General features: G+C 36.6%; 22 protein-coding genes and 1 riboswitch. All 22 genes read left to right on the top strand.

Annotated elements, in window-relative coordinates; translation table 11 throughout:
- Positions 1 to 8: 8 nt before the first annotated feature.
- The 22 genes from rnpM to F8162_RS09075 all read left to right on the top strand — a co-directional run bounded on the left by rnpM (position 9) and on the right by F8162_RS09075 (position 23,174).
- The gene (gene rnpM / locus F8162_RS09185; protein ID WP_000071127.1) at positions 9 to 281 is read left to right on the top strand and encodes an RNase P modulator RnpM; all 273 of its coding nucleotides are present in this window, start codon (positions 9 to 11) and stop codon (positions 279 to 281) included.
- On the top strand, positions 282 to 593 hold the full coding sequence (locus F8162_RS09180) for a YlxQ family RNA-binding protein (RefSeq protein WP_151632620.1): 312 nt from the start codon (positions 282 to 284) through the stop codon (positions 591 to 593).
- Between the two features lie 4 nt (positions 594 to 597).
- A complete protein-coding gene (gene infB, locus F8162_RS09175) occupies positions 598 to 2,658 on the top strand; it encodes a translation initiation factor IF-2 (RefSeq protein ID WP_151632618.1) in 2,061 nt (686 codons plus the stop codon).
- Positions 2,655 to 2,936, top strand: coding sequence for a DUF503 domain-containing protein (locus F8162_RS09170; RefSeq protein WP_098068349.1), 282 nt, complete (start codon positions 2,655 to 2,657; stop codon positions 2,934 to 2,936). Before infB ends, F8162_RS09170 begins: the two co-directional genes overlap by 4 nt.
- 15 nt (positions 2,937 to 2,951) lie before the next feature.
- Positions 2,952 to 3,308: a 30S ribosome-binding factor RbfA gene (gene rbfA, locus F8162_RS09165; protein WP_000776442.1), complete on the top strand. Its 357-nt coding sequence runs from the start codon at positions 2,952 to 2,954 to the stop codon at positions 3,306 to 3,308.
- Between the two features lie 87 nt (positions 3,309 to 3,395).
- The gene (gene truB, locus F8162_RS09160; protein WP_151632616.1) at positions 3,396 to 4,319 is read left to right on the top strand and encodes a tRNA pseudouridine(55) synthase TruB; all 924 of its coding nucleotides are present in this window, start codon (positions 3,396 to 3,398) and stop codon (positions 4,317 to 4,319) included.
- Between the two features lie 43 nt (positions 4,320 to 4,362).
- Entirely contained in the window at positions 4,363 to 5,334 is a 972-nt protein-coding gene (gene ribF, locus F8162_RS09155; RefSeq protein ID WP_151632614.1) for a bifunctional riboflavin kinase/FAD synthetase, read from the top strand.
- Between the two features lie 100 nt (positions 5,335 to 5,434).
- Positions 5,435 to 5,704 (top strand): 30S ribosomal protein S15, encoded by a 270-nt coding sequence (gene rpsO / locus F8162_RS09150; RefSeq protein ID WP_001229392.1) that lies wholly within the window; start codon positions 5,435 to 5,437, stop codon positions 5,702 to 5,704.
- A gap of 160 nt (positions 5,705 to 5,864) precedes the next feature.
- On the top strand, positions 5,865 to 8,003 hold the full coding sequence (pnp, locus tag F8162_RS09145) for a polyribonucleotide nucleotidyltransferase (RefSeq protein ID WP_046957398.1): 2,139 nt from the start codon (positions 5,865 to 5,867) through the stop codon (positions 8,001 to 8,003).
- A 151-nt stretch (positions 8,004 to 8,154) separates the two neighbouring features.
- Positions 8,155 to 9,054: a polysaccharide deacetylase family protein gene (locus F8162_RS09140; protein ID WP_151632612.1), complete on the top strand. Its 900-nt coding sequence runs from the start codon at positions 8,155 to 8,157 to the stop codon at positions 9,052 to 9,054.
- An 86-nt stretch (positions 9,055 to 9,140) separates the two neighbouring features.
- Positions 9,141 to 10,382, top strand: a complete 1,242-nt coding sequence (locus F8162_RS09135) for a M16 family metallopeptidase (protein WP_000593006.1) — start codon at positions 9,141 to 9,143, stop codon at positions 10,380 to 10,382.
- 129 nt (positions 10,383 to 10,511) lie between these two features.
- On the top strand, positions 10,512 to 10,763 hold the full coding sequence (locus F8162_RS09130) for a YlmC/YmxH family sporulation protein (RefSeq protein WP_151632610.1): 252 nt from the start codon (positions 10,512 to 10,514) through the stop codon (positions 10,761 to 10,763).
- 227 nt (positions 10,764 to 10,990) lie between these two features.
- Positions 10,991 to 11,893, top strand: a complete 903-nt coding sequence (dpaA, locus tag F8162_RS09125) for a dipicolinic acid synthetase subunit A (RefSeq protein ID WP_000954740.1) — start codon at positions 10,991 to 10,993, stop codon at positions 11,891 to 11,893.
- Positions 11,890 to 12,489 carry a dipicolinate synthase subunit B gene (dpaB, locus tag F8162_RS09120; protein WP_151632608.1) on the top strand — a complete coding sequence of 200 codons (600 nt, stop codon included), beginning with the start codon at positions 11,890 to 11,892 and terminating at the stop codon, positions 12,487 to 12,489. The genes dpaA and dpaB overlap by 4 nt, the downstream gene beginning before the upstream one ends.
- A gap of 150 nt (positions 12,490 to 12,639) precedes the next feature.
- A complete protein-coding gene (asd, locus tag F8162_RS09115; protein WP_000414854.1) occupies positions 12,640 to 13,686 on the top strand; it encodes an aspartate-semialdehyde dehydrogenase in 1,047 nt (348 codons plus the stop codon).
- Between the two features lie 23 nt (positions 13,687 to 13,709).
- Entirely contained in the window at positions 13,710 to 14,942 is a 1,233-nt protein-coding gene (gene dapG, locus F8162_RS09110) for an aspartate kinase (RefSeq protein ID WP_151632606.1), read from the top strand.
- Between the two features lie 11 nt (positions 14,943 to 14,953).
- Complete coding sequence (dapA, locus tag F8162_RS09105) at positions 14,954 to 15,832, top strand: 4-hydroxy-tetrahydrodipicolinate synthase (RefSeq protein WP_000564777.1); 879 nt, start codon at positions 14,954 to 14,956, stop codon at positions 15,830 to 15,832.
- Between the two features lie 759 nt (positions 15,833 to 16,591).
- On the top strand, positions 16,592 to 18,262 hold the full coding sequence (locus F8162_RS09100; RefSeq protein WP_151632604.1) for a ribonuclease J: 1,671 nt from the start codon (positions 16,592 to 16,594) through the stop codon (positions 18,260 to 18,262).
- Positions 18,263 to 18,366: 104 nt separating this feature from the next.
- A complete protein-coding gene (gene tepA, locus F8162_RS09095; RefSeq protein WP_000139828.1) occupies positions 18,367 to 19,116 on the top strand; it encodes a translocation-enhancing protein TepA in 750 nt (249 codons plus the stop codon).
- Positions 19,113 to 19,316 carry a YlzJ-like family protein gene (locus F8162_RS09090; RefSeq protein WP_151632602.1) on the top strand — a complete coding sequence of 68 codons (204 nt, stop codon included), beginning with the start codon at positions 19,113 to 19,115 and terminating at the stop codon, positions 19,314 to 19,316. Before tepA ends, F8162_RS09090 begins: the two co-directional genes overlap by 4 nt.
- A gap of 210 nt (positions 19,317 to 19,526) precedes the next feature.
- Positions 19,527 to 21,911 (top strand): DNA translocase FtsK, encoded by a 2,385-nt coding sequence (locus tag F8162_RS09085; RefSeq protein WP_151632600.1) that lies wholly within the window; start codon positions 19,527 to 19,529, stop codon positions 21,909 to 21,911.
- Positions 21,912 to 22,114: 203 nt separating this feature from the next.
- Positions 22,115 to 22,216: riboswitch (purine riboswitch) on the top strand.
- Positions 22,217 to 22,448: 232 nt separating this feature from the next.
- Complete coding sequence (locus F8162_RS09075) at positions 22,449 to 23,174, top strand: GntR family transcriptional regulator (protein ID WP_151632598.1); 726 nt, start codon at positions 22,449 to 22,451, stop codon at positions 23,172 to 23,174.
- The last annotated feature ends 7 nt before the right edge of the window (positions 23,175 to 23,181 follow it).

The raw sequence follows: 23,181 nt of genomic DNA, 5'->3' as shown, positions 1-23,181 counted from the left end.
TGATGAGTATGAGCAATCGAAAAGTTCCGTTACGAAAATGTGTTGCAACGCAAGAAATGAAATCAAAACGAGAGCTCGTTCGCATTGTTCGTTCCAAAGAGGGAGAAGTGTCCATTGATTTAACTGGAAAGAAATCAGGACGAGGTGCTTATTTATCAAAAGATAAAGAAAGTATTCTTCAAGCCCAAAAGAAAAATGTTTTGGAACATCATCTAAAAGCGAAAATCGACGGTTCTCTATACGAAGAGCTTCTTGAGCTTGTTGAGAAGGAGTCGAAATAAGTGTCCGATTGGAAATCGTTTTTAGGACTAGCAAACCGGGCTCGGAAAATTATTTCGGGTGAAGAACTTGTTTTAAAAGAAGTACGAAGTGGCAAAGCAAAACTTGTATTGCTATCTGAAGATGCGTCAGCAAATACTACAAAACGCATCACGGATAAAACGACGTATTACAACGTACCAATGAGAAAGGTCGAAAATCGACAACAATTAGGGCATGCGATTGGGAGAGATGAGCGAGTCGTTGTAGCTGTGTTAGATGAAGGCTTTGCGAAAAAGCTGTGTAGCATGCTCGATACAAATTACCGGGGGTGAAGGTATGAGTAAAATTCGAGTGCATGAATATGCAAAACAACATAATATCTCAAGTAAAGATCTTATGACAAAACTAAAAGAAATGAATATCGAGGTTTCGAATCATATGACAATGTTAGACGATGAAGTAGTAAACAAATTAGATAATGAATATCAAGCAGAAAAACCTTCTGTTGCAGATGAGTTTGAAGTAGAAGAAAAAGTTGTTCGTAGTAAAAAGAACAGCAATAAGAAAAAGAAAAAAGGCAAAGGAAATGAAGACAAACGTCAAGATAACTTTGCTGGAAGACAACAAACACAAACTGTAGAAACACCAGATAAAATTACTTTCTCTGGAAGTCTTACAGTAGGTGAGCTTGCTAAAAAATTAAGCAAAGAGCCGTCTGAAATTATTAAGAAACTCTTTATGCTTGGAATTATGGCAACAATTAACCAAGACTTAGATAAAGATACAATTGAGTTAATTGCTACTGATTATGGTATTGAAGTAGAAGAAGAAGTAGTTGTAAGTGAAACTGAATTTGAAACATTCATCGATGAGCAAGATGATGAAGAGAACTTAAAAGAGCGTCCAGCTGTAGTTACAATTATGGGGCACGTTGACCATGGTAAAACAACTTTACTTGACTCTATTCGTAATTCAAAAGTAACTGCTGGCGAAGCTGGTGGAATTACTCAGCATATCGGTGCATACCAAGTTGATGTAAATGATAAGAAAATTACGTTCTTAGATACACCAGGTCACGCGGCATTTACAACAATGCGTGCTCGTGGTGCACAAGTAACGGATATTACAATTCTTGTTGTTGCAGCTGATGACGGTGTTATGCCACAAACAGTTGAAGCAATTAGCCATGCGAAAGCAGCTGGAGTACCAATTATTGTAGCTGTGAATAAAATGGATAAACCAGCGGCAAACCCTGATCGTGTAATGCAAGAGTTAACAGAATATGAATTAGTTCCAGAAGCTTGGGGCGGAGATACAATTTTCGTACCAATTTCTGCAATTCAAGGTGAAGGAATTGACAACTTACTAGAAATGATACTTCTTGTAAGTGAAGTAGAAGAATATAAAGCAAATCCAAACCGCTATGCAACTGGTACTGTAATCGAAGCACAGCTTGATAAAGGTAAAGGAACTATCGCGACATTACTTGTTCAAAACGGTACACTTCGAGTTGGAGATCCAATCGTTGTTGGTACTTCATTCGGACGTGTTCGTGCAATGGTAAGTGATATTGGTCGTCGTGTAAAAGTTGCTGGTCCATCAACTCCTGTTGAAATTACAGGTTTGAACGAAGTACCACAAGCGGGAGATCGTTTCATGGCATTCGCTGATGAGAAGAAAGCTCGTCAAATCGGTGAATCACGTGCACAAGAAGCGTTACTTGCTCAACGTGGTGAAAAATCTAAATTAAGCCTTGAAGATTTATTCCAACAAATCCAAGAAGGCGATGTAAAAGAAATTAACTTAATTGTGAAAGCAGACGTACAAGGTTCTGTAGAAGCAATGGCAGCATCACTTCGTAAAATTGATGTTGAAGGCGTAAAAGTGAAAATTATCCATACAGGCGTAGGTGCGATTACAGAATCTGATGTTATTTTAGCTTCTGCATCTAATGCAATTGTAATTGGATTTAACGTACGCCCTGATGTGAATGCGAAGCGTACAGCTGAATTAGAGAATGTTGATGTTCGTTTACACCGTATTATCTATAAAGTAATCGAAGAAATCGAATCAGCAATGCAAGGTATGCTGGATCCAGAATTCGAAGAAAAAGTAATCGGTCAAGCCGAAGTACGCCAAACATTCAAAGTAACAAAAGTTGGAACAATCGCAGGTTGTTACGTAATAGACGGTAAAATCACACGTGATAGTGGCGTGCGTATTATCCGTGATGGCATAGTAATTTTCGAAGGACAACTTGATACGTTAAAACGTTTCAAAGACGACGTAAAAGAAGTTGCACAAAACTATGAGTGTGGTATTACAATTGAGAGATATAATGATCTTAAAGAAGGGGACATCATTGAAGCGTACATTATGGAAGAAGTGAAGCGATGATTATCGCTTCACTCTCATTCGAGTGTATGATTTACGATGTGCATTCTTTAAAAGAGAAACGAGCAATTTTGCAACGGGTGCTAACTCGTGTGAAGCAGCGTTTTAACGTAGCTGTTTCAGAAGTAGGGCATCAAGATGTATGGCAACGTACAGAAATTGCAATTGTTTCTGTATCCTCTAATCGTGTTATTTGTGAAAAAGAAATGAATCGTGTACTCGAGTACATCGATTCATTTCCTGAAATTGAACGTACAATAACACAATTGGAATGGTATTGAATGAGGTGAAGAGTTATGAAATTACGTGCAAACCGTGTAGGCGAGCAAATGAAAAAAGAATTAGGCGACATCATCAGTCGTAAAATTAAAGATCCACGTGTTGGATTTGTTACAGTAACAGATGTACAAGTGAGTGGAGATTTACAAATTGCTACAGTATATATTTCTGTTTTAGGTGATGAAGAGCAGAAAGAAAATACATTAAAAGGTTTAGCGAAGGCAAAAGGCTTCATTCGTTCAGAAATTGGCCAACGTATTCGTCTTCGTAAAACGCCGGAAATTTCCTTTGAGTTTGATGAGTCTATCGGATATGGTCATCGAATTGATACACTTTTACATCAAATTAATAAAGACGGTAAACGTGAAGAATAATGGATAGACATTTGTCTATCCATTTTTTCAATGCAAAATAAATTTTGGATAATTACTTATGAAAGAATTATGATGAGGTGAACATATATGGAAGGTGTAGTATTATTACATAAACCAAAAGGCATGACATCACATGATTGTGTATTTAAATTAAGAAAGATATTGCGTGAGAAACGAATTGGTCATACAGGAACATTAGATCCAGATGTAACAGGAGTATTACCTATTTGTGTGGGACGAGCAACGAAGATTGCACAATTTTTAACAAGTGAGACGAAAACATATGAAGGTGAAGTAACACTTGGATTTTCAACAACAACTGAAGATGCTTCTGGTGAAGTTGTTGAAACGAAAAATGTTGATCGTGTTATTACTCGTAAGGAAGTAGAAGGAGCTCTTGCTGCATTAACTGGTACGATTGAACAGATGCCTCCGATGTTTTCAGCTGTAAAAGTTAATGGAAAAAAATTATATGAATATGCAAGAGCGGGACAAGAAGTTGAACGTCCAGTTCGTACAATTACAATTCATGAATTTGTATTATTAGATGACCGTGAAGTGTTTGAGGGGCAAAATATTTCATTCCGTTTCCGTGTAACGTGTAGTAAAGGGACATATGTAAGAACGTTAGCAGTAATGATTGGTGAAAAACTTGGTTTTCCATCACATATGTCTCACCTTGTAAGAACAGCTTCTGGTGAATTTTTATTAGAAGATTGCATATCATTTGAAGAAATTGAAGAAAACGTGCAAAATGGAACAGTAGAGTCTATCTTCATTTCAATTGATGAAGCATTAAGTAAGTTCCCGAAAATGGTTGTAGATGAAAAGCAAGCAGAGAAAATAAAGAATGGTATGTTCTTAAAAAATGAATTGCAAATAACGGCGCCATTTATAACAGTGTTTGATAAAAATAATCGCTGCCTTGCAATTTATGAGCACCATCCAAAACACCCTGGTATGCTAAAGCCGATGAAAGTACTTGTGAATAATCAAGAACTAAAGCTATAATGAATTATTGGAAGGATTATTACAGAAAAAGGTGAATTCAAGCGTGAAACTTATTCATTTAACTCATCCACATGAACAAAATAAATTAGAATTACCACCTACTGTAATGGCATTAGGATTTTTTGATGGCATTCATTTAGGACATCAATGTGTGATTCGAACTGCGAAACAAATAGCGGATGAACGGGGATATAAAAGTGCAGTTATGACATTTTATCCGCACCCATCTGTTGTTTTAGGAAAAAAGGAAGCGCATGCGGAGTACATTACACCAATGTGTGATAAAGAAAAAATAGTCGAAAACTTAGGGATCGATATATTATATGTTATTAAATTTGATGAATCGTTTGCAGGCTTATTGCCACAACAATTTGTAGATGATTATGTTATTGGTTTAAATGTAAAGCATGTAGTAGCAGGGTTTGATTATTCATATGGACGTTTAGGAAAAGGAAAGATGGAGACTTTACCATTTCATGCAAGAGGGGAGTTTACACAGACTGTGATTGAAAAAGTTGAATTTCAAGAAGAGAAAGTAAGTTCTACAGCATTACGAAAGTTAATTCGGAATGGCGAAATGGAACAAATTCCATCTATTTTAGGTAGAGCATATACAGTAGGGGGAACGGTTGTACACGGTGATAAGCGTGGACGTCAAATTGGTTTTCCTACAGCTAATGTAGGTTTAAGCGATGAGTATCTATTACCACCTGTAGGTGTTTATGCAGTGAGATTAAAAGTTCACGATGAATGGTACGATGGTGTATGTAATATTGGATATAAACCAACTTTTAAAGAAGATGAGCGTCAATTATCTATTGAAGTGCACTTATTTGAATTTAACAAAGACATATATGATCAAAATGTTACAGTAGAGTGGCATATACGTATAAGAGAAGAGAAAAAATTCAATGGCATCGATGAATTAGTTGAACAAATTGCAAAAGATAAGAAAACAGCACAAGAATATTTTGCGAACGAAAAGAATATACTTGCTTTTTCAAATGAAAAGTAGTATTCTATGTTATGTACTTTATGACAACCATTGCTTGGCATTGCGACTCACCGACGCTTGCTAGGTAATTGGGGGTTTAATTAATAGGAGGTGAAATAGGATGGCTTTAACACAAGAGCGTAAAAATGAAATCATTGCACAATTTAGAACTCATGAGACTGATACTGGTTCTCCAGAGGTTCAAATTGCTGTCCTAACGGAGCAAATTAACACTCTAAACGAGCACTTACGTACTCACAAGAAAGATCATCATTCACGTCGTGGTCTATTAAAGATGGTTGGTAAACGTCGTAACTTACTAACTTACCTTCGTAATAGCGATATCACACGTTACCGTGAATTAATCACAAAGCTTGGCTTACGTCGATAGTCAAAGAAGCGGGAATATTCCCGCTTTTTTGTTAGGTAAAAATATATCTTCTACCCTTTATAGCTTACTTCATTTTCGGTAATACTAGAGGTAGAATATTGTGATATACTATCCATTTACATAGAAGAATTGAATACTTTAAATTGAGAGGGGTACTTAAATGAGTCAAGAAAAGCAAGTCTTCTCGATAGATTTAGCTGGTCGTCAGCTAACAGTTGAAACAAGTCAGCTTGCGAAGCAAGCGAACGGAGCAGTATTAGTAAGATATGGCGATACAGCGGTTCTATCTACAGCAACTGCATCAAAAGAACCAAAAAATGTAGATTTCTTCCCACTTACAGTAAACTATGAAGAGCGTTTATATGCAGTCGGAAAAATTCCTGGCGGTTTCATTAAACGTGAAGGTCGCCCAAGTGAAAAAGCGATTTTGGCAAGTCGTTTAATCGACCGACCAATTCGTCCACTTTTCGCAGATGGTTTCCGTAACGAAGTACAAGTTGTCAGCATAGTAATGAGTGTTGATCAAGATTGTTCTTCTGAAATGGCAGCTATGCTTGGTTCTTCATTAGCGTTATCGATTTCAGATATTCCATTTGAAGGCCCAATCGCGGGTGCAACAGTTGGTCGTATTAACGGTGAATTCGTTATTAACCCAACAGTAGAACAGCAAGAACAAAGTGATATTCACCTTGTTGTGGCTGGTACGAAAGATGCAATCAACATGGTTGAAGCAGGAGCAGATCAAGTGCCTGAAGAAACAATGTTAGAAGCAATTATGTTTGGACATGACGAAATTAAACGTCTAATTGCATTCCAAGAAGAGATTGTACAAGCTGTAGGTAAAGAGAAATCAGAAGTGAAACTTTATGAAGTTGACGCTGATCTTAATCAAGCTGTACGTGAAATGTCTGAGAAGGATATGCATTCTGCAATTCAAGTACATGAGAAACACGCACGTGAAGATGCAATTAACGAAGTGAAAAAGCGTGTAATTGAGCATTACGAAGCGCAGGAAGCTGACGCTGATACATTAGGACAAGTAAGTGAGATTTTATATAAAATTGTAAAAGAAGAAGTACGTCGTCTTATTACAGTTGAAAAAATCCGCCCAGATGGCCGTAAAGGTGACGAAATCCGTCCATTAGCATCAGAGGTTGGCATTTTATCTCGTACACACGGTTCTGGTTTATTCACACGTGGACAAACACAAGCATTAAGTATTTGTACATTAGGTGCATTAGGCGATGTGCAAATTTTAGATGGTCTTGGTGTAGAAGAATCGAAACGCTTTATGCACCATTACAATTTCCCATCATTTAGTGTTGGTGAAACAAGACCGATGCGTGGACCAGGTCGTCGTGAAATTGGTCACGGTGCACTAGGAGAACGTGCTCTTGAGCCTGTAATTCCATCTGAAAAAGATTTCCCATATACAGTACGTCTTGTATCTGAAGTTTTAGAATCAAATGGTTCTACTTCACAAGCAAGTATTTGTGGTAGTACTTTAGCAATGATGGATGCTGGTGTTCCACTTAAAGCTCCAGTTGCAGGTATTGCAATGGGTCTAGTTAAAACTGGTGAGCATTACACAATTTTATCTGATATTCAAGGTATGGAAGATCATTTAGGCGATATGGACTTTAAAGTAGCGGGTACAGCAAAAGGTGTAACTGCACTGCAAATGGACATTAAAATCGATGGTCTATCTCGTGAAATTTTAGAAGAGGCATTACAACAAGCGAAAGTTGGTCGTGTGCACATTCTAAATCATATGTTATCTGTTATTGCAGAGCCACGTACTGAATTATCAGCTTACGCTCCAAAGATTATTACAATGACAATTAACCCAGATAAAATCCGTGACGTTATTGGACCAAGCGGTAAGCAAATCAATAAAATTATTGAAGAAACTGGCGTTAAAATTGACATCGAGCAAGATGGTACAGTATTTATTTCTTCAATAAATCAAGAAATGAATGATAAAGCTAAGAAAATTATCGAAGATATCGTTCGCGAAGTACAAGTAGGTGAAATCTACGAAGGAAAAGTGAAACGTGTTGAGAAATTCGGTGCTTTCGTTGAATTATTCAGCGGTAAAGATGGATTAGTTCACATTTCTGAACTTGCACTTGAGCGTGTAGGTAAAGTAGAAGACGTTGTGAAAATCGGTGATGTAATTACAGTTAAAGTTATCGAGATTGACAAGCAAGGTCGTGTGAACCTATCTAGAAAAGTATTGCTAAAAGAAGAGCAAGAAAAAGAAGCTGCTAAAGAAGAAAACAAACAAGAGCAGCAATAAGTAAAAGCCAGTTAAACTGGCTTTTTTTGTTATGTAAAAATATGATTTATATATATTTTTATGTCAGTATAGGTATAGTTTTCATTATAACGCTCAAATTAACAAAGATAAGAAGAAAAAAGGTTTTTATATAGTTAATGGGAGGGTTTATATGAAAGCTCGTATATTGGCATACATATGTATATTCTTTTTATATGTCAGTGTAGGCTCTTATTCCGTTTTTGCACAGGATAACTTGTATGAAGAAATTCAAAAACATGCAAAACAATATGAGATTGCACCTCAAAATGCGATGATTGATAAAATATGGAAAGCGACACCGGGATATAATGGAAGACAAGTTGATATGGAAGCATCCTATGGTAATATGAAGAAACTAAAGAAATTTGATCAAAAACATCTTGAATTCAAGGAAGTATCACCAAGTGTCCACTTAAAAGATTTATCACCAGCTCCAATTTATAGGGGGCATCCAAATAAAAAGATGGTGGGATTAACAATAAATGTGGCGTGGGGAAACGAGTATTTGCCGCGTATATTAGAAATATTGAAAAAACATGATGTGAAGGCGACTTTCTTTTTAGAAGGACGCTGGGTGAAAGAAAATTTGCGATTTGCAAAAATGATTGTCGATGCAAATCAAGAAGTCGGAAATCATTCGTATACCCACCCTAATATGAAAACGCTATCGTCTGATGAAATACGAGATCAGTTACAAAAAACAAATCGAATGATCGAAGCAGCTACGAATCAAAAGGTGAGATGGTTTGCTCCGCCAAGTGGAAGTTTTCGGGATGAAGTCGTGAACATTGCAGATGATTTCCAAATGGGAACAATTATGTGGACTGTAGATACAATTGATTGGAAGCGACCTGATCCAGATGTACTGTTGCAGAGAGTAATGAGAAAAATACATCCAGGTGCTATCGTATTAATGCATCCAACTTCATCTACAGCAGAAGCATTAGATACAATGATTACAAAATTGAAGGAACAAGGATATAAAGTAGGGAATATAACAGAATTACTGGATGAAAAACGTGTGGATTAAATACATTTGCATGACATTCATCCTTAAACTTGTTATCATTAAATAATAGCACTTATTTAGAGAAACTGGCAGTAGGAGGAAAGTTTTTGATTAAAAAATATACTTGTAAAAATGGTGTAAGAATCGTTATGGAGAATATACCAACTGTAAGATCGGTTGCGATTGGTATTTGGATCCATGCGGGATCAAGAAATGAAAATGAAAAAAATAACGGGGTTTCCCACTTTTTAGAGCATATGTTCTTTAAAGGGACGGAAACACGTAGTGCACGCGAAATTGCAGAATCATTTGATAGCATTGGTGGGCAAGTGAATGCTTTTACTTCAAAAGAATACACTTGTTACTATGCAAAAGTGCTAGATGAGCATGCTAAATATGCTTTAGATGTATTAGCAGATATGTTCTTTAATTCAACATTTGATGAGGAAGAACTGAAAAAAGAGAAGAATGTCGTATGTGAAGAAATTAAAATGTACGAAGATGCTCCAGATGATATTGTGCATGATATGTTAACGAAAGCAACATATGAAACGCATCCGCTTGGATATCCTATTTTAGGGACAGAAGAAACGCTTGATACGTTTACAGGTGATACGCTACGCCAATATATCAAGGATCATTACACACCTGAAAATGTAGTTGTTTCAGTTGCAGGAAATATTGATGAAGCCTTCTTACAAACGGTAGAGCAATACTTCGGTAGTTATGAAGGAACAACAAACCGTGAACAAGTACATAGCCCAATTTTCCATTTTAATAAGGTAGCACGTAAAAAGGAAACAGAACAAGCTCATTTATGTTTAGGATATAAAGGCTTACAAATGGGACACGAAGATATTTATAACTTAATCGTATTAAATAACGTTTTAGGCGGTAGTATGAGTAGCCGTTTATTCCAAGAAGTACGTGAGCAACGCGGGTTAGCCTATTCAGTATTTTCTTACCATTCTTCTTATGAAGATACAGGTATGTTAACGCTGTATGGTGGAACAGGTAGCCAACAATTAGATACACTGTATGAAACAATGCAGGAAACATTAGAAACATTGAAAAATACAGGTATTACAGAAAAAGAGCTTATTAATAGTAAAGAGCAATTAAAAGGAAACTTAATGTTAAGTTTAGAAAGTACAAATAGCCGTATGAGCCGTAATGGTAAAAATGAATTGCTACTTCGTAAGCATCGTTCACTTGATGAGATTATTGAAAGTGTAAACACTGTAACAAAAGAAAATGTTGATGAGTTAATTCGTAACATGTTTACAGATGAATTCTCTGCAGCATTAATTAGTCCAGATGGAAAACTTCCAAAAGGAATAAAACTATAATTGCTTTATATGAAGTATGTAAAAATAACCGTATCTCTTTTAAATGAGATACGGTTATTTTTTGGGGATATACAGAATAGGTACTAATTATGGATAACTTAAATTTATAATTCGGTAGGGGGAGAGTGTATGCGTTTAAGCGAATTAAGTGGTAAAGAGATTGTAAATTTAGAAAGAGCCGAAAAAATGGGGGTTTTAGGTCATGTGGATTTAGAGATTGATGAGAAGGATGGGCAAATACAGGTTCTTATCATACCTGCTGGGAAATGGGGAGGTTTTAAAAAGGAACCACAAGAAATAAGAGTAGGGTGGAGCCAAATTAAAAAAGTGGGGCATGATATGATCCTTTGTGATATTACGGATCGTTCAAATTCGAAGTGAAAGATGGCCATTTTGGTCATCTTTTTTTGTTCATGCCCTTCTGAGTATTAGTTTATATTAATTGAGATTTTGAGTTGGGGGTCTTACTGCATACAAAGAGCTGGATAAATCATACGTGCTTTTTGTTTTTCAATCACCTAAAACTCGTACATTACATATGATGTGGAGGAAAAAGAAAAAGTAGGCACTTTTCTTATAAATGACAGAAAAAGAAGGTGAATTAGGGAATGTTGACTGAGATGCATATTGCTGTCATAGGAGGAGATGCAAGACAGCTAGAAGTAATTCGCAAGCTAGTTGAATTGGATGCGAAACTTTCATTGATAGGGTTTGATCAGTTAGATCATGGCTTCACAGGGGCAGCAAAAGAAAGTATACAAAATTTAGATTTCACTTCTGTAGATGCAATTATTTTGCCAGTTGCAGGTACAAATGCCAAGGGAGAAGTAGATACTATTTTTTCAAACGAAAAAGTTTCTATAACGAAAGAACAAATTGAAAATACACCAGAACACTTTACTATATATTCAGGTATTGGTACGCCTTACTTGGAAAATCTCGTATCTACTACAAACCGCAAACTTGTTAAATTATTTGATCGTGATGATGTGGCAATCTACAATTCTATTCCAACTGTAGAAGGTACATTAATGATGGTAATTCAACATACCGACTATACGATTCATGGTTCTAATGTAATGGTTTTAGGATTTGGTAGAACAGGGATGAGTGTTGCCAGAGCATTTCAATCATTAGGAGCCCATGTCAAAGTTGGAGCAAGGCGATCGGAACATATTGCACGTATTACAGAAATGATGTTTTCTCCTTTTCATATGCAGAACATTGAGAAGGAAGTAGGAAATATCGATATTGTTATTAATACAATTCCGCATCTCGTCGTGACAGCGAATGTCATTTCAAAAATGCCAGCTCATACGTTAGTAATTGATTTAGCTTCTAAACCAGGCGGTACCGACTTTAGATATGCGGAAAAAAGAGGAGTCAAAGCACTGTTAGCACCTGGGTTACCAGGTATTGTTGCTCCAAAAACAGCAGGACAAATTTTAGCGAATGTTCTTTCGCAGTTACTGGCAGAAGACGTAATCGCAAGAAAGGAGAATGGGGAATGAATTTAAAAGGGAAAAGAATAGGGTTTGGTTTTACTGGCTCACATTGTACGTACGAAGAAGTAATGCCTCATTTAGAAAAGTTAATTGCTGAGGGAGCAGAAGTACGCCCCGTTGTTTCTTACACTGTTCAATCAACAAATACGAGATTTGGAGAAGGAGCAGAGTGGATTAAAAAGATTGAAGAAGTAACAGGCTTTAAAGCAATTAATTCAATTGTTGGCGCAGAACCACTAGGACCTAAAATCCCACTAGATTGTATGGTAGTTGCACCACTAACAGGAAATTCAATGAGTAAATTTGCAAATGCAATGACAGACTCTCCAGTACTAATGGCAGCGAAAGCGACGCTAAGAAATGGCAAGCCTGTCGTATTGGCTGTTTCGACGAATGATGCTTTGGGGCTTAATGGAGTAAATCTCATGCGCCTAATGGCAACAAAAAATATCTACTTCGTCCCATTCGGTCAAGATGCACCAGAGAAAAAACCGAACTCAATGGTAGCTCGCATGGAGCTGCTTGAAGATACAGTATTAGAAGCGTTGCAAGGAAAGCAATTGCAACCGGTTGTCGTAGAAAAATTCAGATATATGAATTAAAAAACGAAAAAAAACGGACAATTTTTGATGAAACCATCATTCTTACTGTAGAATATGATAAAATTAACGTTATTAAGATTAGAAGGGGTATTCTATACTCCTTCTGATTCTAAGTTATAGAAGGATTGGTATCTAGAAAGGGGCATAGTGATGGAAAAGCAAAAAACTTTTCATGTCGCTGTAGTTGGAGCAACCGGCGCAGTTGGTGAACAAATGTTAAATACTTTAGAGAAACGAGAATTTCCAATCGGGAAGTTAACGTTACTTTCATCTAAACGATCTGCAGGTAAGAAACTTGTATTTAAAGGCGAAGAATTTACAGTTCAAGAGGCAACTCCTGAAAGTTTTGAAGGAGTAGATATCGCACTATTTAGTGCTGGTGGATCTGTATCAAAACAATTAGCGCCAGAAGCAGCAAAGCGCGGTGCGATTGTTGTTGATAATACAAGTGCATTCCGTATGACAGAAAACGTGCCACTTGTTGTACCTGAAGTAAATGAAAACGACTTAAAAGAACATAATGGTATTATTGCAAATCCAAACTGTTCTACAATTCAAATGGTAGTAGCTCTTGAGCCAGTTCGTCAGCAATATGGTTTAAAACGAGTAATCGTTTCCACATATCAAGCTGTATCAGGTGCTGGTGCGGCAGCGATTGAAGAACTTCATGAACAATCACAAGCAATCTTAAATGGTGAAGAAGTGAAGGCAAATGTTTTACCTGTATCAGGTGATAAGAAACATTTCCAAATTGCTTTCAACGCGATTCCACAGATTGATAAATTCCAAGATAATGGATTTACGTTTGAAGAAATGAAAATGATTAATGAAACGAAAAAAATTATGCATATGCCTGAGTTAGAAGTAGCGGCAACATGTGTACGTTTACCAGTTGTATCAGGTCACTCAGAGTCTGTTTACATCGAAGTAGAAAAAGAAGGCGTAACAGTAGAAGAATTCAAGAGCTTACTTGCAAATGCGGAAGGTATCGTTCTGCAAGATAATCCAGAAGAGCAGTTATATCCAATGCCAGCTACTGCAGTAGGTAAAAACGAAGTATTCGTTGGAAGAATCCGTAAAGATTTAAATAACGATAAAGGATTCCATCTTTGGGTCGTATCTGATAACTTATTAAAAGGCGCTGCATGGAATTCTGTTCAAATTGCAGAGCGCTTAGTAAAATTACAATTAGTGTAAACGGCTAAGAGAAGGTGCAAAATATGAAAATTATTGTTCAAAAATTTGGTGGCACGTCTGTACGTGATGAAAATGGACGTAAGCACGCGCTCCATCATATAAAAAAATCGCTAGATGCGGGTTATAAAGTAGTTACTGTCGTATCTGCTATGGGCCGTAAAGGTGAACCATATGCAACTGATACTTTGTTAAGTCTTGTAAATCAAGAGGAATCTCGCATTTCTAATCGTGAGCAAGATTTATTATTATCATGCGGAGAATTAATCTCAGCAATCGTCTTCTCTAACATGTTAAATGAGAACGGTATAAAAGCAGCGGCAATAAATGGTGCACAAGCTGGTTTTGTAACAAATGAGGATTTTACGAATGCTAAGATTATTGAAATGAATTGCGATCGTGTACATGAAGAATTAGAAAATGTAGATGTAATCGTCGTTACAGGATTCCAAGGACAAACGAAAAAAGGTGATACGACAACACTTGGGCGCGGAGGTAGCGATACTTCAGCTTCTGCATTAGGTGTTGCGCTTCATGCTGAATTTATTGATATCTTTACAGATGTAGAAGGTGTTATGACTGCGGATCCTCGCATTGTAAAAGATGCACGTCATCTTCAAACGGTAACATACAATGAAATTTGTAACATGGCATATCAAGGTGCAAAAGTCGTTCATCCACGTGCAGTTGAAATTGCGATGCATGCCAAAGTACCACTTCGTGTACGTTCTACGTATTCTGATAGTGAAGGTACGCTTATTTCAGCATCGGACGGTGCGACAAAAGGCCGTGATGTAGAAGAACGTCCTGTTACAGGTATCGCTCATGTATCAAATGTGACGCAAATTAAAGTGCTTGCAAAAGAAACAGCATATGATTTACAACAGCATGTGTTTAAAGAAATGGCGAATGAAGGAATCAGTGTCGATTTAATTAACATTTCACCTACTGGGGTAGCTTATACGGTGAGTGATAGTGTATCAAGTCGTGCAGTTGAATTATTAAAAAACCTTGGATATGAGCCAATTGTGACAGAGCATTGTGCAAAAGTATCTATTGTAGGAGCTGGAATGGCAGGATACCCAGGGGTTACTGCGAAAATCGTTACAGCTTTAGCTGAAAAAGGTATTCAAATTTTGCAATCGGCAGATAGCCATACGACAATTTGGGTTCTTGTAAAAGAAACTGATTTAGTGGAGGCTGTAAATGCATTACATAGTGCGTTTGAGCTTTCAAAAGAAAAGCAACTGGAACAATAAGGAGTGAGACCATGATAGATTTTGGGACAATTGCAACCGCGATGGTAACTCCGTTTGATAAAAACGGAAATATCGATTTTGCAAAGACAACGAAATTGGTAAATTATTTAATAGATAACGGTACAACAGCAATCGTGGTAGGAGGAACGACAGGAGAATCTCCTACATTAACTTCAGAAGAAAAAGTAGCGTTATATCGCCATGTCGTATCTGTTGTCGATAAAAGGGTGCCCGTAATCGCTGGAACAGGTAGCAATAATACGCATGCTTCTATTGACTTAACGAAAAAGGCAACAGAAGTTGGTGTTGATGCAGTAATGCTAGTAGCACCGTATTATAACAAACCGAGTCAAGAAGGAATGTATCAGCATTTTAAAGCAATTGCTGAAAGCACGCCGCTTCCGGTTATGCTATATAACGTTCCAGGACGATCTATTGTACAAATCTCCGTTGATACAGTTGTTCGTTTATCAGAAATAGAAAACATTGTTGCGATTAAAGATGCAGGCGGCGATGTGTTAACAATGACAGAAATCATTGAAAAAACAGCGGACGACTTTGCGGTATACAGCGGTGATGATGGTTTAACGTTACCAGCTATGGCAGTTGGAGCGAAAGGTATCGTTTCTGTAGCATCTCATGTGATCGGAAATGAAATGCAAGAAATGATTGCAGCATTCCAAGCAGGAGAATTTAAAAAGGCGCAAAAATTACATCAATTACTTGTAAGAGTAACGGATTCATTATTTATGGCGCCAAGCCCAACGCCAGTAAAAACAGCGTTACAAATGGTTGGGTTAGATGTAGGTTCTGTACGTTTACCACTTCTTCCATTAACAGAAGAAGAAAGAGTAACGTTACAATCTGTTATGCAATCTATCCCTCGTTAATAAAAAATGACCTAGTGTAGAACTAGGTCATTTTTTATTGGTATGAAAATCTTTACCCTTCTTTTCTCACCTACCATATTACTCCGTTTGTTTAATCACTTCTTCATTATGTATTGCAGCATGTATAAGAAAATAATTGTACACCTTTAAATGAATCAAAAAACATAGTTATTATAGGATAAACATTTGTATAAACGTAATAAACTATCGATTCTGTTTTTTAAAGGGATTGTCTCAAATGTGACGGGATTCATAAAAAAAGCTTCATTTTATAAGTGTTTTTGTTCGATTCTAGAAAAATATGTTTTGAAAATCCATATTATGAAATGAAGTTAGCTTATTTATGGTGATTTCGTCAAAATAATATGGAGTACAAAATTGAAGCAAATATACAGGAAATACATTCGATACTTTTGTTGTAATTCCGTTCTTTTACTTTCTCTTTCGCACGATTTAACTTGTGTTCTATTTCTTGTATCAGGTATAATATGGCTAAGTAGCTTAGTACGGGTATGCTTAGCAAAATTGGTAAAAATTATAATTTGATTACATTTTCATATCATATCGAATAAGATATTTGATTTATATAATGAAAGAGAGGTGAAACCTGGTTTAAAAAATAAACAAGGACATGATATCGCATAACGGTAAGGACATTCGTCTTGGACGGTGAATATATGGTGGTTGTAGAGTTTCCCCTGGTGTCTCTGCAATTTTAGTGAAATCAGTGTTTGAAAGATTTTTAAACCAGGCAACAACATGAAGAGAAAAGAGAATGAGTCTGTTAAAGTATTTGCTCTTGGTGGAGTAGGTGAAATCGGGAAAAACATGTACTGTGTTGAAATTGATTCTGAAATCTTTATTGTAGATGCAGGGTTAATGTTCCCAGGAGATGAAATGTTTGGAATTGATATCGTTATTCCTGATATTACATATTTAGTGGAAAACCAAGAGCGAGTAAAAGGTTTATTTATTACTCACGGTCATGAAGATCATATTGGTGGTATTGTTTACGTACTTCGTAAATTATCTATTCCAGTGTATGCAACGAAATTAACAGTAGGACTTATACAAGAAAAACTTGGCGAAGCGGGTATGTTAGGCCGTGTAGACTTAAAAACAATCGATTCAAATTCAACAGTAGAGTTTAATACTACAACGGTGTCATTCTTTGGAACGACACATAGTATTCCAGATTCTGTTGGTGTTTGTTTCCATACATCAAAAGGTGCGATTGTATATACAGGAGACTTTAAATTCGATCAAACTCCAATTGGAAATAGTGGAGCAGATCTTGGGAAAATGGCTCAAATCGGAAATGAAGGCGTACTATGCTTATTATCTGATAGTACAAATGCTGAGCGTCCAGGCTATACAGGTTCTGAAAAAGAAGTTGGTGTAGAAATTTCTAAAGTGTTCTACGGCGCAGAAGGACGTATTATCGTTGCTTCATTTGCATCGAATGTACATCGTATTCAACAAGTATTTGATGCAGCTGCTGAAACAGGACGAAAAGTAGCGGTTGTAGGACGTAGTATGGTGAAAGTAGTAGATATCGCAAGACGTCTTGGTTATTTAGATGTTCCAGAAGGTATGGTTATTTCACTACAAGAAGTAGACAATTTCCCAGAGAAAAAGGTAGCTATTTTAACGACAGGTAGCCAAGGTGAACCGATGGCGGCCCTTTCTAGAATGGCGAAGCAAGCTCATAAACAAATTTCAATTCGTAAAGGTGATACGGTTATTATTGCGGCTTCTCCAATTCCGGGTAATGAAATATCTGTATCAAAAATTATCGACTTGTTATTTAGAGCGGGAGCTGAAGTTGTTTATTACGGTGAAAGAAAAGTTCACGTTTCAGGTCACGGTAGCCAAGAAGAATTAAAATTAATGTTAAATTTAATGAAACCGAAATATTTTGTACCCGTACATGGTGAGTTCCGTATGCAAAAAGCACATGCATACTTAGCTGAAGATGTAGGTATTGCAAGAGAAAATATCTTTATCGTAGAAAAAGGCGATGTAATTGGTTTTGGTGAAGATGAAGCGAACTTAGTTGGTAAAGTGCAAGCGGGCAATGTATTAATTGATGGATTAGGTGTAGGTGACGTTGGTAATATCGTTCTTCGAGATAGAAAAATGTTATCTCAAGATGGAATATTAGTAGTTGTTGTAACACTTGGTAAGGATGAAAAGAAAATTGTTTCTGGTCCAGAAATCATTTCACGTGGTTTTGTGTATGTACGTGAATCAGAAGCATTAATTGACCGCTCTACAGAGATTGTACGTATGATTGTTGAGCAATCAATTAAAGAATATTCAATTGAATGGTCTATGTTAAAACAAAATATTCGTGAATTATTAGGACAGTTCTTGTACGAAGAGACAAAGAGAAAACCTATGATTTTACCGATTATTATGGAAGTTTAAAAAAGATCACCTTTACGGGTGATCTTTTTTTCTTTTTAAACTCTATCGAATGAAATTTATAACTTAAGAAATAATAGTGATATACGAGTGAAAGGGGATGCGATATGACAGAACGTGATCGTTATACAAATGAAGGGAAAGAGGCTGAGCCGAAAGAAACTGGGAAAGAAGCTTCGATAGTGGAAAAAATTCAACAGCTAGGACAAACGAATGTACCACAAATGAATGAATCGAGTATTCATTGTTTAACAATCATTGGGCAGGTAGAAGGTCATGTTCAGTTGCCGCCGCAAAATAAAACAACAAAATATGAGCATATTATTCCGCAAATTGTTGCGATAGAACAAAATCCGAAAATTGAAGGTTTGCTTTTAATATTAAACACGGTCGGAGGTGACGTTGAAGCAGGATTAGCAATTTCTGAGATGGTAGCTTCGCTTTCGAAACCAACAGTATCTCTTGTTCTGGGCGGAGGGCATTCTATCGGTGTACCAATTGCCGTCTCTACGGATTATTCATTTATTGCGGAAACTGCGACGATGACAATTCATCCCATTCGTCTAACAGGTCTTGTTATAGGTGTGCCGCAAACATTTGAGTATTTAGATAAAATGCAAGAAAGAGTCATTCGATTTGTGACGAAACATTCGAAAGTAACCGAAGATCGTTTTAAAGAACTTATGTTTGCGAAAGGGAATTTGACGCGAGATATTGGGACGAATGTAATTGGTGGCGATGCAGTGAAATATGGTCTTATAGATGATGTCGGTGGTATTGGGAATGCGATTCGAAAACTGAATGAATTAATAGATGCTCGCATGGATGATAGTGCAGAAGGGACAATGTTACAATGATTTTATACACAATTATGCCAGAGCAACTTGTATATCCAGCTGATTATTCGCAATGTGAAAGCCAAAAAGTTGTAAATATAAATGGTGTTGAATTAATGGTTTCAGAAGAAGAACAAGGGTATTATTCGATTGTACGTGTGTTAAGTACGGATCCGTTACACTACTTAGAGTTTGAGCCGGGCCAGAAAATAACCTTTTAGCAAAAAGAAGGATTTTGTTTAGAAGCTATGGTATAATATAAAAAACAAGACGGTTGAGCAGCCATGATAGGGCTGCTTTCTTCTGTTTATTTAACAATTTACAAGAAGTGTAAAAATAGAAGAGATAAGACCTGAAAAAATAGAGAAAACAGACATATAAGTAGAGCTTTTTAAGAAGCCCTACTTACATGTAGAACACGAGGTGAAGAAATGGCAAAACAAAAGCAAAGAGGGACGAAGGCAAAAGCAAGACGCACGATAAAGCCAACTTTGTATTATGAAATCGTCGGTTTAACTCTTTTTGCACTTTCAATCATTACGATTTTACAGCTAGGCGTTGTAGGGAAATCGTTTGTGTTATTTTTTCGCTTCTTCTTTGGTGAGTGGTACATAATTGGTGTGTTAGGTGTAATAGCTTTATCGGTTTCGTTCGTTATCAAACGTGGATGGCCGAACCTTTTAAATAAACGGTTAATCGGTTTTTATTTAATAGTATTGGCGATATTAATGTTTAGTCATATTACATTATTTAACCTTCTTACGAAAGATGGAGCAGTGCAAAATACGTCTGTTATTGTGAGTACGAAAGATAACTTCTTTCTTGAAATGAAAAAGGGTCCAGATAGCGTTCATTTAGGTGGTGGTATGTTTGGAGCGCTTATGTTCGCGACATGTTACTTCTTATTTGACGAAGTAGGAGCTTATATCATTGGTATTATTTTAGTGATTCTTGGCATACTTTGTATAACAAATAAGCATATTGGGGAAGTGCTTGCCCCTGTAGGAAGAATCCTTAGAAGTCAATTTGAAGTAATGCAAGGGGATTATAAAGATTGGAGATCCAAAAGAACGGCTGAACAAACAGAAAAGAAAAAAACAACAAGAAGTACGAGGCGCGAACGTGCTGTGGAACAAGAAGAAGTTGTTGAGCCGATGGAAGAAATATCAATTGATCCTCCAATTATTTCGAACTTTACTGAGAATTATCCTGTAAATGAAGAAGAGAATAAACGAATTAGCGAAGAACAGGAAGTAGAGTTGATAACTTCACCGTCTATTGAAGAGGTTCCGCCTGTTGAAGAATCTAAGAAAAAGCGTGGAGAAAAGATTGTAGAATCTTTAGAGGCGGAAACAAGTGCCCCGCCAATGCAATTTTCAAATGTAGAAAATAAAGATTACAAGCTTCCCGCACTTGATATATTGAAATTTCCAAAGAATAAGCAAGTTACAAATGAAAATGCGGAAATTTATGAGAATGCTCGTAAATTAGAACGTACTTTCCAAAGCTTTGGAGTGAAAGCGAAAGTAACAAAAGTACATAGAGGTCCTGCAGTTACAAAATATGAAGTGTATCCTGATATGGGAGTAAAGGTAAGCAAAATCGTCAGTTTAAGTGATGATTTAGCACTTGCTTTAGCTGCGAAAGACATTCGTATTGAAGCACCTATTCCCGGGAAATCAGCTGTAGGAATTGAAGTTCCAAACTCAGAAGTCTCTATGGTAACGCTTAGAGAAGTTCTTGATTCTAAAGCTAATAATCACCCTGAAGAGAAGTTGTTAATTGGTCTTGGACGAGATATTACAGGTGAAGCTGTATTAGCCCGTTTAAATAAAATGCCCCATTTACTAGTGGCCGGTGCGACGGGTAGCGGAAAAAGTGTATGTATTAACGGTATTATTGTTAGTATTTTAATGCGTGCAAAGCCACATGAAGTAAAATTAATGATGATCGATCCGAAAATGGTAGAATTAAATGTATATAACGGTGTGCCTCATTTATTAACACCAGTTGTAACCGATCCGAAAAAGGCATCACAAGCATTGAAAAAAGTTGTGAGTGAAATGGAACGCCGTTATGAGTTGTTTGCTCATAGTGGCACGCGAAATATTGAAGGATATAATGACTATATAAAAGAGCATAATAGTCAATCAGAAGCGAAACAACCGGAATTACCTTATATTGTCGTAATTGTGGACGAGTTAGCAGATTTAATGATGGTCGCTTCATCGGATGTAGAGGATGCGATTATGCGTCTGGCACAAATGGCTCGTGCGGCTGGTATTCATTTAATTATCGCAACGCAGCGTCCATCCGTTGATGTCATTACGGGGGTTATTAAAGCGAATATTCCATCACGTATTGCATTCGCTGTATCTTCTCAAACAGATTCTCGTACAATTCTTGATGGCGGTGGTGCAGAGAAACTACTAGGTCGTGGAGATATGCTGTTTATACCAATTGGTGCATCGAAGCCTGTACGTGTACAAGGTGCATTTTTATCCGATGATGAAGTTGAGAGAGTTGTAGAGTATGTTATTGGTCAGCAAAAAGCGCAATATCAAGAAGATATGATTCCACAAGATGTTCCTGATACGAAGCAGGAAGTAGAAGATGAATTATATGATGAAGCAGTTCAGCTCGTAGTGGAAATGCAAACAGCATCTGTTTCTATGTTGCAACGTAGGTTTAGAGTAGGTTATACGCGAGCTGCCCGTTTAATTGATGCAATGGAAATGAATGGTGTAGTAGGTCCGTATGAAGGTAGTAAACCACGAGAAGTGCTCATTAATGATGTACAAGAAAAAAGTTCATAAAAAAAGCCTAATTGTTTTTACAATTAGGCTTTTTTATATGCTAGTTTTGTTATATACTATATTCAGCGATAAAGAAAGGGCTTACATTTAAAGCGATTCTTTAGAATACGAATACTTTGATTACGTTTTTAATGAATGTTCGATATTTAATGTAGAAAAATGTTAAATTTTGTTGACACGTATGGGAGCAAGTGGTAAGATTACTTCGAAAAGAATCACTGCCTCATATAATCTTGGAGATAAGGTCCATAAGTTTCTACCCGGCAACCATGAATTGCTGGACTATGAGGGGAAAAGTGTGTAACAAAGGATGTAAGAGATCTTTGTGCCGAACTTTTTCTCGAAATGAGGAATGTTTATGGTGCAAAGTTTTTTTTATGCAGTAAAGAGTGAAAATTTCATCTTAAAAAATTATTAATATTTATTCGACAATTATGCTTATTTTTAGTATTTAGTAATTTTATTATGTTGTAAGTTGAAAAAAGAGAAAAGAAGTCTTACATCAGAGGTCGAATAATTGAAATGCGGGGGAGTCTTATGTCAGTAAAATCCGATAGTCGTCACTTATATTTACGGGTGATTGATCACATTAAAGAAAAAATTAAAGATGGAGCTTACAAAGAAAGACAGAAGTTACCATCAGAGTTTGATTTAGCGAAAGAACTTGGTGTAAGTAGGGCGACTTTAAGGGAAGCGCTGCGTATTTTAGAAGAAGAAAATGTTGTCATTCGTAGACATGGTGTAGGGACATTTGTAAATGCTAAGCCGTTATTTTCTTCTGGGATTGAACAACTTTCTAGTATTACAGATATGATTTCTAGTGTGGGGAAAACACCAGGAACTATCTTTTTATCATCATCTACAACAAGTTTAACAGAAGAAGAAAAAGAGAAGTTTAATAGTGAAGATGGTTTTAATGCCGTAATGATTGAGCGTGTGCGTACAGCAGATGGGGAACCTGTTGTATATTGTATCGATAAACTTGCAAAAGAAATCTTGCCAGATTTATCGGGATACAACGAAGAATCATTGCTTACAGTGATACATAACAATACGCACAAACGTATCACATACGCAGTTGCTCACATTGAGCCAATTGGCTATCATCCAAAAGTCTCACCGATTTTAGAATGTGAACCGGAAACGGCACTGCTAGTTTTAAAACAAATGCACTATGATCAAAATGATGAGCCAATCTTATATTCTCTCAATTACTTTAGAGCTGATAAGTTTAGCTTCCACGTATTAAGAAAACGTATGTAGGTAAGTT

This window comes from Bacillus sp. CH140a_4T, from assembly GCF_008923725.1.
GTDB lineage: Bacteria > Bacillota > Bacilli > Bacillales > Bacillaceae_G > Bacillus_A.
This window is presented reverse-complemented; position numbering and strand designations above follow the sequence as displayed.